Origin of the sequence: Bradyrhizobium sp. DN3 (assembly GCF_041357655.1) — a bacterium.
In the GTDB taxonomy this organism is placed as follows: Bacteria; Pseudomonadota; Alphaproteobacteria; order Rhizobiales; family Xanthobacteraceae; genus Bradyrhizobium.
Genome location: NZ_JAULLN010000005.1, coordinates 263,398 through 277,644 on the forward strand (window position 1 = coordinate 263,398; position 14,247 = coordinate 277,644).

13 protein-coding genes are annotated in these 14,247 nt (G+C 64.6%); 8 read left to right on the top strand and 5 right to left on the bottom strand.

What is annotated here, in order from left to right; all coding sequences use genetic code 11:
* Positions 1-6 precede the first annotated feature (6 nt).
* The 3 genes from AAE027_RS10470 to dctP are packed head-to-tail and all read right to left on the bottom strand — an operon-like array spanning position 7 to position 2,932.
* Positions 7-1,362, bottom strand: a complete 1,356-nt coding sequence (locus AAE027_RS10470; protein ID WP_249756934.1) for a TRAP transporter large permease — start codon at positions 1,360-1,362, stop codon at positions 7-9.
* Positions 1,359-1,916: a TRAP transporter small permease gene (locus tag AAE027_RS10475; RefSeq protein WP_370987695.1), complete on the bottom strand. Its 558-nt coding sequence runs from the start codon at positions 1,914-1,916 to the stop codon at positions 1,359-1,361. Before AAE027_RS10475 ends, AAE027_RS10470 begins: the two co-directional genes overlap by 4 nt.
* On the bottom strand, positions 1,913-2,932 hold the full coding sequence (dctP, locus tag AAE027_RS10480; protein WP_370987696.1) for a TRAP transporter substrate-binding protein DctP: 1,020 nt from the start codon (positions 2,930-2,932) through the stop codon (positions 1,913-1,915). Before dctP ends, AAE027_RS10475 begins: the two co-directional genes overlap by 4 nt.
* 123 nt (positions 2,933-3,055) lie before the next feature.
* On the opposite strand from dctP, the gene AAE027_RS10485 reads away from it, so the two are divergent.
* Positions 3,056-3,742 carry a GntR family transcriptional regulator gene (locus AAE027_RS10485; RefSeq protein ID WP_370987697.1) on the top strand — a complete coding sequence of 229 codons (687 nt, stop codon included), beginning with the start codon at positions 3,056-3,058 and terminating at the stop codon, positions 3,740-3,742.
* Positions 3,743-4,045: 303 nt separating this feature from the next.
* Here the strand turns inward: AAE027_RS10485 and AAE027_RS10490 are convergent, their stop codons facing one another.
* Positions 4,046-4,852 carry an AraC family transcriptional regulator gene (locus AAE027_RS10490; RefSeq protein WP_370987698.1) on the bottom strand — a complete coding sequence of 269 codons (807 nt, stop codon included), beginning with the start codon at positions 4,850-4,852 and terminating at the stop codon, positions 4,046-4,048.
* Positions 4,853-5,001: 149 nt separating this feature from the next.
* Here AAE027_RS10490 and AAE027_RS10495 point away from each other — a divergent pair, with 149 nt between their 5' ends.
* The 6 genes from AAE027_RS10495 to acdA all read left to right on the top strand — a co-directional run bounded on the left by AAE027_RS10495 (position 5,002) and on the right by acdA (position 10,876).
* Entirely contained in the window at positions 5,002-6,321 is a 1,320-nt protein-coding gene (locus tag AAE027_RS10495) for a tetratricopeptide repeat protein (protein WP_370987699.1), read from the top strand.
* Positions 6,322-7,548, top strand: a complete 1,227-nt coding sequence (locus AAE027_RS10500; protein WP_370987700.1) for an MFS transporter — start codon at positions 6,322-6,324, stop codon at positions 7,546-7,548.
* Positions 7,549-7,638: 90 nt separating this feature from the next.
* A complete protein-coding gene (locus AAE027_RS10505) occupies positions 7,639-8,316 on the top strand; it encodes a cupin domain-containing protein (protein ID WP_370987701.1) in 678 nt (225 codons plus the stop codon).
* A 103-nt stretch (positions 8,317-8,419) separates the two neighbouring features.
* Positions 8,420-9,076 (top strand): acrylate utilization transcriptional regulator AcuR, encoded by a 657-nt coding sequence (gene acuR, locus AAE027_RS10510; protein ID WP_370987702.1) that lies wholly within the window; start codon positions 8,420-8,422, stop codon positions 9,074-9,076.
* Positions 9,077-9,110: 34 nt separating this feature from the next.
* Positions 9,111-9,683, top strand: a complete 573-nt coding sequence (locus AAE027_RS10515) for a peroxidase-related enzyme (protein ID WP_370987703.1) — start codon at positions 9,111-9,113, stop codon at positions 9,681-9,683.
* Between the two features lie 14 nt (positions 9,684-9,697).
* Positions 9,698-10,876, top strand: coding sequence for a 3-sulfinopropanoyl-CoA desulfinase (acdA, locus tag AAE027_RS10520; protein WP_370987704.1), 1,179 nt, complete (start codon positions 9,698-9,700; stop codon positions 10,874-10,876).
* Between the two features lie 346 nt (positions 10,877-11,222).
* On the opposite strand, the gene AAE027_RS10525 is transcribed toward acdA, so the two are convergent.
* Complete coding sequence (locus AAE027_RS10525; RefSeq protein WP_370987705.1) at positions 11,223-11,573, bottom strand: RidA family protein; 351 nt, start codon at positions 11,571-11,573, stop codon at positions 11,223-11,225.
* 241 nt (positions 11,574-11,814) lie between these two features.
* Here AAE027_RS10525 and AAE027_RS10530 point away from each other — a divergent pair, with 241 nt between their 5' ends.
* The gene (locus tag AAE027_RS10530) at positions 11,815-14,136 is read left to right on the top strand and encodes a molybdopterin guanine dinucleotide-containing S/N-oxide reductase (protein ID WP_370987706.1); all 2,322 of its coding nucleotides are present in this window, start codon (positions 11,815-11,817) and stop codon (positions 14,134-14,136) included.
* Positions 14,137-14,247 lie beyond the last annotated feature (111 nt).

Sequence of the window (14,247 nt, forward strand, 5' to 3'; positions counted from 1 at the left end):
CCTCGGTTAACGCGACGGGGCGCCCATCACCAGGTTGGGCAGCCAGGTGGAGATCGAGGGCGCCAGGCAAAGCAGGACGACCGCGAACGCCATCAGGAGCACGAAGGGCAGCGTTCCCCAGATCACGTCCCGCAACGGGATGTCCGGCGCGATGTTCCTGATGACGAAGATGTTGAGTCCGACCGGTGGATGAATGAGGCCCATCTCCATCACGATCGTCATCACTACGCCGAACCAGATCAGGTCGAAGCCTGCGTCCTTGAGCGGCGGCAGGATGATCGGCGCAGTCATCAGGATGATGGAGACCGGCGGCAGGAAGAAGCCGAGCACGACCACCAGCACCAGGATCGCTGCCAGCAGCACCCAGCGCGAGAGCTGCATCGCGACGATCGCTTGCGCCGCCGCCTGACTGATGTGGAGATAGCTCATCACGTAGGAGTAGAGCAGCGACATGCCGATGATCAGCATCAGCATGGTCGATTCCTTCAGCGTCGATTCGAGGATCGGGCCGAGATCCCGCGGGCGCCACACGCCATAGATCGAGGCGATCAGGACCAGCGCGAGGATGCCGCCGAGGCCTGCGGTTTCCGACGGCGTCGCATAGCCGCCATAGAGTGCGATCATGACGCCGCTGAGCAGCACGACGAAGGGGAGCACCCGCGGCAGCGCACCGAACCGCATCGCCATGGTGAAGCGCTCATTCGAAAGGATCGGATGCTGCGCAGGGTCCGCGGCATAAGCGCGCTCTGCCGCGGCGTATTCGGACTTGAATCTCAACACCGCATACGTCGCAAACAGTAGCACCAGGAGAAGGCCCGGGCCGATGCCGGCGAGGAAGAGACGACCGAGCGACTGCTCCGCCGCGACCGCGTACAGGATCATGGTGATCGAGGGCGGCAGCAGGATGCCCAGCGTGCCGCCGGCCGCGATGACGCCCGCAGCAAAGCCGCCGGAATAGCCGCGCTTGCGCATTTCGGGAATGCCGGCCGAACCGATGGCCGAGCACGTCGCCGGAGATGATCCGGCCATTGCAGCGAACAGCGCGCAGGCGAAGACATTGGCGATGCCGAGCCCACCCGGGATCCGGCCCATCCAGACGTGCAACGCGCTGTAGAGGTCCTGTCCCGCCTTCGACTTGCCGATGGCGGCGCCCTTCAGGATGAAGAGCGGGATCGCCAGCAGCGTGATCGAGGCCATCTCCTCGTACACGTTCTGCGTCACCGTATCGAGCGATGCGGCGGGCATGAAGAAATACATGAAGATGACGGCGACGGCACCGAGCGCCAGCGCGATCGGCATGCCCGAGGCCATGACGGCGAGCGTGGCCCCGCCATACATCAGTCCGACGGCAAACGTGCTCATTTGCTCCTCCATCCGTCGACGCGCGAGGCGAGCTGAAGCGCGATCTGCACCGTCATCAGCGTCATCCCGAGCGACATCATGCTGTAGGGAATCCATAGCGGCGGGGCCCAGGTCGATCCGGACACCTGTCCGTCGACCCATGCCTCGTGGAACAGCGTCCAGGATTTCCAGGCGAAGAAGCAGCAGAACAGCAGGCTCACGGTGTCGACCACGAGCATGCGGATCGCATTGCCGCGCTTCGACAGATAGCCGGTGAGAGCCTCGATGCCGATGTGGCCGCGTCCGGCTTGCACGAACGCGGTCGACAGGAACGTGGCGCCGACCAGCAGGAACACCGCGGCCTCGTCCTGCCAATAGGTTGCCGCGTTGAAGAAGTAGCGCGCGGCCACGCTATAGCTCAGGATCGTGCTCGCGACGATAAGTGCGACCGAGCAGAGGACGACGATCGTCCTGTTGAGCAGGATCATCGCGCGATTGATCCGTCCCACCGTGGAGCCGGGTCGCGCTGCCGTCATGACGACGGAGTGGCCGAGATCGACGCCGTGCGCGCTCATGATCCGGCCTCCATCGCGAGCTTGATCAGGCGGGCGCAGTTCTCGTTCTTGTTGGCGTAATCCTTCCAGGCCGTGTCGCGCGCAAGCTCCCGCCACGCCTGAACCGTCTTGTCGTCGAGATCATGCACGGTTGCGCCGGCGGCCTGGTAGACCTTGGCCACGCGGACGTCGTCTTCCATCGCTGCGGTGCGGCCGAACGCTTCCAGCTCGGCGCCGACCGAGACGATGATGTCGCGCTCCTCGCTCGATAGCCGATCGAACACCGCCTTCGACATCACGAGCGGCTCGAGCATGAACCAGTAGCTCTTGGCCCGGCCGGTCGTCAGATGCTTGGCGAGCTCTTCCAGTCGGAACGAGGTCAGGCTGGTGGAGGAGGTGAGGGCGGCGTCGCACGCGCCGGTCTGCATCGCCGCATACAGTTCGTTGGAGGGGAGCGACAGCACCGAGGCGCCGGCGGCCTGGAGCACGAGATCCATCTCGCGCGAGCCGCCGCGGATCTTCATGCCTTTGGCATCCGCGACCTCGACCAGCGGTCGCGCACGGCTGGCGACGCCGCCGGCCTGCCAGATCCAGGTGACAATGACGATGCCTTTGGCGGCGAGAAACTTGCCGAACTCCTGACCGATCGGCTTGTTCTTCCAGCCGAGGCCTTCGTCGTAACCGGTGACGAGGCCCGGCATCAGGCCGATGTTCAGTTCGGGCAGATCTCCGCCGGCGTAGGAGATCGGAATGAGGCTCATGTCGAGCGCGCCTTTGCGCATCGCCGAGACCTGCGCGTTGGTCTTCATCAGCGACGAGCCGGGATAGATCTCGGCGGTCATCGCGCCCTTGCTGCGCTCCTGGATCAGGGCCGCGAAACGCCGGCAGAGCCGGTCGCGGAAATCGCCCTCGGTCGCCGTGCCTCCCGGGAACTGGTGCGAGATCTTGAGGGCCGTGGCCGCGCGCGCTTCCCCGAACCGGAGCAGCGCCGGGGCTGCGATTCCCAAGGCCAGGGCACGGCGTCTTGAAATCCTCATTCCATACCTCCCGTTGCTAGATTGCATTTTTTATTTCTAATATTGCATACAATTAATATGTGAACTGCATGCTGTTCGTTTTGTCAAGTATATGGTATGGAATTGTGGGATCAGGTGTATGCAATGAGCCAGGCCTTCAGACTGAAGCAGTCGATCGAAGACGCTGTGATTGCAGGAGAATTCCTGCCGGGTGATCGCCTGGACGAGGCCTCGCTGGCGGAGCGATTCGGAGTGTCGCGCACCCCCATCCGCGAGGCGCTGCTCCAGCTCGGCGCCGAGGGCTTCATCGATATTCGCCCGCGCCGCGGCGCGATCGTCAGCGTCCCGTCACCGACCAGGCTGTTCGAGATGTTCGAAACGATGGCGGAGATCGAAAGCGCCTGCGGACGCCTGGCGGCGCGTCGGCTGACCCCGGAGAACGATGCGGCAATGGAGACTGCTCATCGCGCCTGCGAAATTGCCGCGCGCGAAGGTGACAGCGAGCAGTACTACGCCGACAACCGCAATTTTCACGAAGCGATCTACCGCGCGAGCCGCAACAGTTTTCTCGCCGATCAAGCCTTTGCTCTGCACAAGCGGCTGAGCGCCTATCGCCGTATCCAGCTACGTGCGCGCAACCGCCTGCTGCAATCGCTCCAGGAGCACGCGGGGATTCTCGAAGCGATCCGCGCCGGCGATGAGCAACTCGCGGCAACGCGACTTCACGATCATGTTCTGGTCCAGGGTGAGCGGTTCTCGGACATGGTGCTTGGCCTTGCCGCGGATCGACGATCCGACGCGACCGGAAGCAAGAGCGGAACGGCGAAGTAGAGGCAGGGTCAGCGCCGGCTAGAGCATGATCCGGAAAAGTGTGCAGCGGTTTTCCGAAAAGATCATGCTAAAACAATAACCTAAAGCGCGATGACGATTCATCCCAATCTCATCGCGCTTTAGCGTTGAGTCTCGCCGTAGCCATTCGTCACTCCATTCAGGGTGTCCGCGCTGTGCTGCCGGTCGTGCCGCCATCGAAGAATGCCACCCAATCCAATCTGGCCCCAACTGGGCTCGGCTTCGATGGTTCCGAGGAAGCCCGAATGCTGCTTCGCCGTAACTCTCCGCTTCAGATCCTCCTCATCAGCGAATGTCGGCGGCACGCCGCTCGCCGGTTGTTCTTCGCATGTAGGCGTGCGGACTGGATCCCATTTCCGTCCGGAATGCGTAGACAAACGCGGATGCGGATCCGTAGCCCAGTTGCATCGCGGTCTCCGTGACTCCCGTGCCGCTGCTCAACAGCTCGATAGCGCGCAGCAGCCGCACCCGCCGCCGCCATGATCGCAGGCTTGAACCCATTTCCGCTTCGAACTGGCGCGTCAGCGTGCGCGACGACATGCCGAGCGCCTTGGCCCAGTCATCCGAAGTTCGGGAATCGGCTGGATCGACGTAGAGCGCTTCGCAAAGACGCAGCAGGCGTTCGCCACGCGGCCACGGCAACCCCGCCGTCAGCGCGCGAGCCCTGCCGAGCTGATCGAGAATGAGTGTCGCGACACGATCGGGGTAGCCGTCGGCATCCTGACTTCCTTCGATGGCGGCGGCCTCCACGATCAACGCCTTCAGCAAGGGGGAGACGGCGAGCACTGTCGGAGCCGATGGCAGATTGCTCCCGGCGTCGACGGCAATCCACAGGCTACGAAACTCGGCGCCGAGAAGTGAGCCCACCCGATGGCGGACGCCGCGCGGCAGCCAGACGGCCTGTTCGGGCGAGATGACGAAGGAACGGTTCTCCGCGGTCACCATGAGCACGCCGTCGATGGCGTAGACCACCTGATGCCAGTCGTGCGCGTGCTCCGGAAATTCGTGCCGCGCCGGGATCGACTGGGCGCGCATGGTGATCGGGCGCGGCGGCAAGGCATCTGGCGGAGCCGATAGTGGGGTCCAGGTCATGTCGTTTCCGATTGGCCGATACTCTATATAAATTGGCAAAACGTCGAAAGACAGCCGCTTTTCGCTCTGCTAGCGCTCCAGTTCAAGGCCGGCCATACCACGGACTTCGTTGGCCGGACCCGTCTCGTCCCTCGTATCAGGAGCGGAGCATGGCCGAGTGCGACAGCCGGGGCCTGCCGATTTCGACAGATTCGCCGCAAGCCGCCGGTCAATATCGGGCCGGCATCGATCTGCTTCTGTCGGCGTGGCCGGGCGCAGATGAGGCGCTGCGGCAGGCCGTGGAGCACGATCCGCATTTCGCGCTGGCGCACGCCGCCCTCGCACGTCTGCACGCGATCAAGGCCGAGCCCGCGGAGGCGCGCGCAAGGATCGCGATTGCGCAGGAAATCGTCGCGCGAAACGGCTCGCCGCGTGAGATCAGCCATGTGGCGGTCCTCGCGCTCGCGGTGACCGGTCAGTCCGCCAAGGCGTTGGAGAGCGCGCTCGCGCATCTGGACGCGTGGCCGCGCGACGTCCTGATCCTCTCTCTGCCGCTCGGTGCGTTCGGCCTGTTCGCGTTCTCGGGGATGATCGGGCACGACCAGGCGCGCGTGGATCTCTGCGAACGCGTCGCGGGCCGCTACGACGCGGATGACTGGTGGTTCCTGACCTATCGCGGCTGGTCACATGCCGAGAACAGATCGGTCTCGAGAGGTCGCGACCTCGCGCAACGTGGTCTCGAACGGCGCCGCGCCAACGCGAACGCCGCGCATGCGGTCGCGCATGCGATGTTCGAGCAGGGCGCCAAGGACGAAGCCGAAACGCTGCTCGAAGGCTGGTTGCCTGATTATGATCGGGCAGGGATGCTTCACGGTCATCTGGCCTGGCACGCGGCGCTCTCGGCGCTGGAGCGCGACGATCCGCAACACGCCCTGGCGATCTACTCCAAATACGTTCGACCTTCGGCCTCGCTCGGTCTGCCGATCAACGTCGTGAGCGACACGGTTTCCTTGTTGTGGAGGCTTCAGGCGTATGGCCATGAGGTGCCGTCCGGCATGTGGGGCGAGGTCGAGAGCTACGCCGGATCCCGCTATCCGAGTCCCGGTCTGGCATTCGTCGAAGTGCACATGGCCTTGTTGGCCGCCGCGACCGGAAAACACGCCACGGCCGTCGACCGCATCAAGGCGAATGCGCAACGTGTCGCGGACGGCGCGCTGCCGGCTGGTCCCGTCGTGCCGGCCATCGGGCGGGCGGCGCTCGCGTTCGCGAACGCCGACTACGCCGAATGCATGCGGATTCTCGAGCCCGTGGCCGCAGACGTCGCCCGGGTCGGCGGCAGCGGCGCCCAGAGGGAAATCATCGAAGACATGTTGTTGCTCGCTTTCATGCGAAGCGGCGATTCCGCCAAGGCACGCGATCTGCTCGATCGCCGCCTTCACCGCCGTCCGTCGCATCGCGATGCGCGCTGGCGCGGCCAAATCGAGGTCTGAATGTCAGAAGTTGCCGTGCAAGGGCGGATGGAGGCTCCGCCCGCGTTCCGTTTCGAGCGCAACAATATCGCAAGGCTCGCCGTCGCGCAGGCACTAGCCGGCGCGAATTCGGCGATCGTCTACGCCACCGGCGCCGTGATCGGCGACATGCTGGCGCCCACCAAGGCGCTGGCAACTCTTCCAATCTCGATCTTCGTGGTCGGGATGGCGGCCTGCACCTTGCCCGCCGGAGCGGTCGCGCAACGTTACGGGCGACGCGCGACCTTCATGATCGGCACCGGCTGCGGTGTCCTCTCCGGCCTGATCGGATCGCTCGCGATTCTATACGCCTCGTTCGGCTTGTTCTGTGCGGCAACTTTTCTCGGCGGTGTCTACGCCGCGGTGGTGCTGTCCTTTCGCTTCGCTGCCGCCGATTGTGCGGCGCCGGAGCGGCGGCCGCGCGCGCTATCGGCGGTGATGGCAGGCGGTGTCTTTGCCGGCGTGATCGGGCCGCAACTCGTCACGTATACGATGGGTCTGTGGCCACCCCATCTGTTCGCGGCCACCTATCTGGCACAAGGCGCGGTCGCCGCGATCTCCTTATCGGTTCTCGCCGGAGTACGTCTGCCGATGCCGATCGCGGCCGACAGGGGCAGAGGCCGTCCTCTTTCCGTGATCGCGCGCCAGCCGCGTTTCATTGCCGCGGTGGTCTGCGGTGTCGTCTCCTATCTGCTGATGAACTTCCTGATGACGGCGGCGCCGCTCGCGATGAAGTTCTGCAATCTGTCGCAGGAGTCTGCCAATCTTGGTCTGCAATGGCATGTGATCGCCATGTACGGCCCGAGCTTCTGGACCGGCGGGTTGATCACCCGGTTCGGCGCATCGAGGGTGGTCGCGACAGGGCTGCTGCTCACCGCCGCCTCTTCGGCAGTCGGTCTGTTCGGCATTCAGGTCGGGCACTTCTGGGCGACGCTGATCCTGCTCGGCGTCGGCTGGAATTTTGGCTTCGTCGGAGCTTCCGCGATGGTCCTGGAGTGTCATCGCGCGGAGGAGAAGGCGCGCGTCCAGTCGCTGAACGACTTCATCGTGTTCGGCACGATGACCTTCGGCTCGTTCCTGTCGGGTGGACTGCTCTCCGCCTACGGTTGGAATACGGTCCTGTGGGTCTCGTTTCCGCCTCTGTTCTTGGCCGTCGCCGCGCTGGCGCTGGCATCACCACGATCGCGCCGCGGCGATGCGGCGTCGTGATATGCTCGAGCGCGCCGCGGAGGCCGTCGCACGGATGCGGTCCGGCCAGGCTAATTTCAGAATGGTGGTTGACCATGAGGGAGAAGAGCCATGCGCATCAATGATAACTTGACGGTTCCGGTGATCGTCCAGGCCGGGCAGCTGCCGTGGACCCAAAGCCCGGCGGCCGGTGTCGACCGGCGCATGCTGTTCCGCATCGGCGACGAGGTCGCGCGCGCCACCTCGATCGTGCGGTACGCGCCGCACAGCGCGTTTCCGCGCCATACGCATGGCGGCGGCGAAGAGATCGTCGTTCTCGATGGCGTCTTTCAGGACGAGCATGGCGATTACCCAGCGGGCAGCTACTTCCGCAATCCGCCCGGGACCTCGCACGTTCCCGCATCGGAGGCTGGCTGCACGATCTTCGTGCGCCTTTGGCAGTTCCGGGATGGCGATCGCGACCAGATCGTACGACGGCCCGCGGAAGGTCGTCAGCGCGAGCCGCGATCCGGGGCGGCGAGCGCGCTCGAACTGTTCGACGATGGATTTGAGAACGTGCGTTTCGAGAGCTGGATGCCTGGCAGTTCCGTCGCGGTCGAGAATGCACGCGGGCTCGAAATGCTCGTTCTCGCCGGGAGCCTGTCGATTGGTGATCAGACGCTGCTCCCGCAAGGCTGGGTCCGCTTGCCCGCCGGACAGCCCCTGCGCGCCGTCTGCGGTGCGGACGGCGCGAACGTCTGGCTGAAGGACGCTCCTCTGCTGCATCCGGACGTCTGTCAGATGCCGTGAGCGCGAGGTGATCCGCACGTCCTGGAAGGTCCGATCGACAGACGCCGGGCCTCGATGACGACGCGGGATTGATTTTGCAAGACGATCGGTCTAATAAATCGCCATGAAAGCGATTTCGCCGTCAGCCGAACCACGTCGCCGTGGCCGTCCGCCTAAGGACCAGACACGGCCAGACGCGCCGCGCGCACGGCTGCTGCGCACCGGCGTAGCGATCCTGACCGAGAAGGGCTTCAGTGCCGTGGGCGTCGAGGAGATCCTTGACACCGCGGAGGTGCCAAAAGGCTCATTTTACCATTACTTCGACAGCAAGGAGGCCTTTGGTCTCGCACTGATCGATGCCTATGCGGACTATTTCGCGCGCAAGCTGGACCGATGGTTCGACGACACCGAGCGTGCTCCGCTCGACCGTCTGCGTGATTTCATCGCGGACGCTCGCTCGGGCATGGCGAGATATCGATACCGGCGCGGCTGCCTCGTCGGCAATCTCGGGCAAGAGATGGGTGTTCTCCCGGAGCCGTTCCGGAAGCGCCTCGCTGCTGTGTTCCGGGATTGGGAAGCGCGGACGTCCCGTTGCCTGCGGTCGGCGCAAGAGGCGGGCGAGATGTCCAGCGAGCTCGACTGCGAGGATCTCGCGCAGTTCTTCTGGATCGGCTGGGAGGGCGCGGTGTTGCGCGCCAAGCTCGAACGGCGACCGGATGCGCTCGACGTCTTCGCCGAACGCTTTCTTGCGATGATCCGGGCGAAAGGTGAGGGGCGATGACTGTCATGCCAATCTTCAACGAGGAGCCAAGCTCATGACCGAAACACGCGCCGTCAGCCGCTTCCCTGTCCCCGATCTCGCCGATATGCCGGACGATATCCGCAGCCGCATCCTGGCCGTGCAGGAGAAGTCCGGCTTCATTCCGAATGTCTTTCTCGTGCTCGCCCACCGGCCGGAGGAGTTTCGCGCGTTCTTTGCCTATCACGACGCGCTGATGGACAAGCCCGGCAATCTGACCAAGGCCGAGCGCGAGATGATCGTCGTTGCGACCAGCAACCTCAATCAGTGCCAGTACTGCGTGGTGGCGCATGGCGCGATCTTGCGCATCCGCGCCAAGGACCCGCTGATTGCCGATCAGGTCGCCGTCAACTACCGCAAGGCCGACATCACCGATCGTCAGAAGGCGATGCTGGATTTCGCTGTTCGGGTCTCGACCGAGGCGCACAAGACGTCTGAAAGCGACTTCGCCAAGCTGAAGGCGCACGGATTCACCGAAGAGGACATCTGGGACATCGCGGCGATCTCGGCCTTTTTCGGCCTGTCGAACCGGCTCGCGAACGTGACGAGCATGCGTCCGAATGCCGAATTCTATGCCATGGGCCGCTGAGAAGGAGCGGCGCCATGGAGCTGTCATCCCGTCAATTGGCTTTGAAGGAAAGAGCCGCCGCCTTCTCGAACGGGCTGCTGCGCAAGCGCGGCGCCGAGATCGATCAATCGCGCGAGTATCCCTTCGACGTTGTCGAGGCGCTGAAAGCCGAGCGCTTCATTGGCATGACCATTCCGAAGGAATATGGCGGGCAGGGCCAGAGCTTCCTCGACACGGTGCTGGTGATCGAGGAGATGGCGCGCGCGTGCACGGTCTCGGCGCGTATCGTCGTCGAGGCCAATATGGGCGCGATCTCCACCGTCATGGCCTACGGCACCGATGCACAGCGCAGGCGCGCTGCCGATCTCGTCCTGGCAGGCGACAAGCCGGCCATCTGCATCACGGAGCCCGAGGCGGGCAGCGACGCGAGCGGCATGAAGACCCGGGCCGACAAGCGCGGCAATCGCTTCGTGCTCAACGGCAGCAAGCATTGGATCACCGGCGCCGGCGTGTCGCGCCTGCACCTGATCTTCGCGCGGGTCTTCGATGAGAGCGGTGAGGAGCTCGGCGTCGGCGGCTTCCTGGCCGTGCGCGGCGAGGCCAAAGGGCTGCGCATCGGCAAGCGCGAAACGACGATGGGACTGTGCGGCATGCCCGAGGGCGAGCTCGTGTTCGAGGATCTGGAGATCACGCCGGACATGGTGCTGCTGCCTCCGTCGGGCTTCAAGCGCGGCTTTGCCGACCTCATCAATGCCTATAACAGCCAGCGTGTCGGCGCAGGCACTGTCGCGATGGGGATCGCAGCAGGTGCGCTGGAGCACGCCGTCGAATGGGTCAAGACGCGCGAGCAGTTCGGGCGCCCGATCGGCGAATTCCAGGGGCTGCAATGGATGCTCGCCGACATGCAAACGCAGCTCACCGCATCCCGCCTGATGCTGCATGCAGCCGCCGCGTCGCGAGGCCCGGGCGGCAGCGCATTTCCCGATCCGACCCTCGCGGCGCAGGCGAAGATCTTCGCGTCCGAGGCGGCGATCAAGATCGTCAACGATGCACTTCAGATGTTCGGGGCCCGCGGCTATTCGCGCGACTTCCCGCTCGAGCGCATGGCGCGCGACGTGCGCATGTTCACGATCGGCGGTGGCACGGCGCAGGTGCTGCGCACGCTCGTCGCGAGCAAGGTTCTGGGCTGGAAGCTGCCGCAGACCCGTCATTGAGCAGGGTCATCCAGACTGCTTCAGCCAGTTCTGGGCTCGGCTCGCGGTCGGCTTGCGTCTGCGATCGCTAGCTCGCGTCATCATGGCTGCTTCAGCGGCCCTGACGCGCCGACGCAGCTCTAACAATTCGCGATATGCGGCACGAAGCGGATCGTCAGAATCGAGCGTCGGCGATTGCTTTGAAGAATTCGTCGTGCCGTAGGATGAGTATCTGATCATCTTGAACACGCTGCGTTTGATATGCGCAGAGCGTATCAGGGCATTCCCTTCGCGCAACGAAAGTCGCTCGTTAACATTGATGTCGGCGCAAAAAGTTAAGACCGGTACAAGGGTGCCGTGGCGACCACTAGTGTCGCGCAGCGATGGCGGTCATCTCGAGCTTGACGCCCGGACCGAGATCGGCGACGCCGATTGCGGCGCGCGCCGGCAGATGAGCTTCCGCAAACTGCGCCTTCCAGGCCGTGTTGAACGCGGCCTTCTCCTGCAGGTTGGTCATGTAGATGGTCACCTGCAAGACGTTGGCCAAATCGGATCCGAGGGTCTTCAGCAGCTGCGCCAGCTGCCGGAGGACATCGTTGGCCTGGCCCGACATATCGAGGCTCATGTCTTCAGGGACGATCCCACCGATGTAAAGCACGCCATTATGCTCGACCACTTCGTGGAGCAGACCTTCGTAGGGCAAGACGCGCTTGATCATGATGAGACCGATGTTGCTGATGAGGGGAGGGATGCGTATCGCACATCTGCACCATCAATACGAGGCCCTGTGACGTACCGAGTGGCACCGTCGACATCGGCTTGAGTCTTGACCTCGCTATTCGGCGGCGTCGGGTGCTACAGAGTGCACGGGAGCCCAGCGTAGACGTCAGCCCTGATCTCGATGACATCGCAGTGTGGATCGGTATACTGCCACCACGTGCTGGAACAAGGATCAGGCGATGGACGATACGATTGGCTTTCCCGACCCTGGCCTCGACCTGTCCGACGGCTTCAAGCCGCACACCTCGCATTGGGGCGTGTTCTCGGCGCGCCAAGGTGCGACCGGGCTCGAGGTCAGGGCGTATGCAGGGGATCCCGATCCGAACGGCATCATCGATAATTTCCCCGGGGCGCTGCGCCATCAGGCCCGCATCGCCCAGCCGGCGATCCGCCGCGGCTGGCTCGAGCGCGGTCCCGGCCCGGACGATCGCCGCGGCCGCGACGAATTCGTCTCCGTGAGCTGGGAGAAGGCGCTTGATCTCCTCGGGGACGAACTGGCGCGCATCCGCGACACGCGCGGCCCCGGCGCTGTGTTCGGCGGTTCCTATGGCTGGTCGAGCGCGGGCCGATTTCACCACGCCCAGAGCCAGGTGCATCGCTTCCTCAACATCGCGATGGGCGGCTATGTGCGTTCGGTCAACACCTATTCTTCCGGCGCGTCCTCGGTGCTGCTGCCGCAGATCCTGGCGGGATACGAGGACATCACCAAGCGCAACGTCACCTGGGAGCAGATCGCTGATAACACCGAGATCGTGCTGGCGTTCGGCGGCATGGCGCTGAAGAACTCCATGGTCGCTGGCGGCTCTATCAGCAAGCATGTCGAGCGCGGTGCCATGGCGGCGGCGCGCCGGCGCGGCTGCGAGTTCGTCCTGGTCAGCCCGCTGCGCGACGATCTGCCGGTCGAGGCCGGTGCCGAATGGATGAGCTGCATGCCCGGCACCGACACCGCGCTGATGCTCGGCATCGTCCACACGCTGGTGAGCGAAGGTCTGCACGACCAGGCCTTCCTCGATCGCTACACGGAAGGCTGGCCCGTCTTCCTGCGCTATCTCACCGGCGAGAGCGATGGGCAAGCAAAGCATGCCGGATGGGCCGCCGCGATCTCAGGCGTCGAAGCGGACACGATCCGCGCGCTGGCGCGTCGCCTCGCCGGAAAACGCGCGCTGATCACCGTCTCGCATTCGCTCCAGCGCGCCGAGCATGGTGAGCAGCCGGTGTGGATGGGCCTGGTATTGGCGGCAGCGCTCGGCCAGATCGGTCTTCCCGGCGGCGGTTACGCTTATTCGCTGGGTGCGATCGGCTATTACGGCCGCCGCGTCAATGACGTGCCGGGGCCGACGCTGGGGCAGGGCCGCAACGGCGTTGCCGATTTCATTCCGGTGGCACGCATCGCCGACATGCTGCTCAACCCTGGCAGCACCTATCGCTATAATGGCGAGAGGCGCACCTATCCGGACATTCGCCTCGTCTACTGGGCCGGCGGCAATCCCTTCCATCATCACCAGGACATCAACCGCCTGCGCAAGGCATTCGCGAAAGTCGACACGCTGGTCGTGCACGAGCTCGGCTGGACCGCGACGGCCCGGCACGCCGATATCGTGCTGCCCGCGACCATGACGCTGGAGCGCGAGGACATCGGCTATTCCACCAACGATCCCCTGATGGTCGCGATGCACCGGATCGCCGAGCCGTTCGGGCTCGCGCGCGACGACTATGATATCTTCGCCGATCTCGCCGAGCGTGTCGGCGCACGCGAACCCTTTACGGAAGGTCGCACCTCACGGGAGTGGCTTGAACATCTGTATGAGCCGACCCGCGCCTCGCTCGCCAAGCGTGGCCTGGAAGCGCCCAGCTTCGACGAATTCTGGCAGCGCGGCAGCCTGGTCGTGCCGCAGCAGCCCGATGACGGCGGCCGGCTGCGCCGCTTCCGTGAGGATCCCGCAGGTCACGCCCTGCCGACGCCGAGCGGCCGCATCGAGATTTTCTCGGCGAAGATCGCCGGCCATGGCGATGCAGATTGCCCGGGCCATCCGGTCTGGCTCGACAAGACCGATATGCCGAGGCCTGGCGCACCGTGCTTCCTCGTCGCCAACCAGCCGGTGACGCGGCTGCACAGCCAGCTCGATTTCGGCGGCCATTCGCTTGCCGCAAAACATCGCGGCCGCGAGGTCGCGCGCATGAACCCGCGCGATGCGGCCGCGCGCGGCATCAAGGATGGCGACATCATCCGCCTGTTCAACGACCGCGGCGCCTGCCTCGCTGCGGTCCACGTCACCGACGGCATCGCGCCCGGCGTCGTGCAGCTTCCGACCGGAGCGTGGTATGACCCGATGGATCCCGAGGACGACGCGCCGCTCTGCGTTCACGGCAATCCGAACGTGCTCACCCGCGACGTCGGCACCTCATCCCTGGCGCAAGGCTGCACGGGGCAGCTGACGACAGTCGAGGTAGAGAAGTTCACGGGCAATCTGCCCCCGATCCGGGCATTCGATCCGGTGTAGGGCTTTTATCGTAGCCCGGATGGAGCGTAGCGCAATCCGGGACCGCTCTCTTCATCGGCACCTTCCCGGATTACGCTTTCGCTCCATCCGGGCTACGGCTCTCGCAATGAT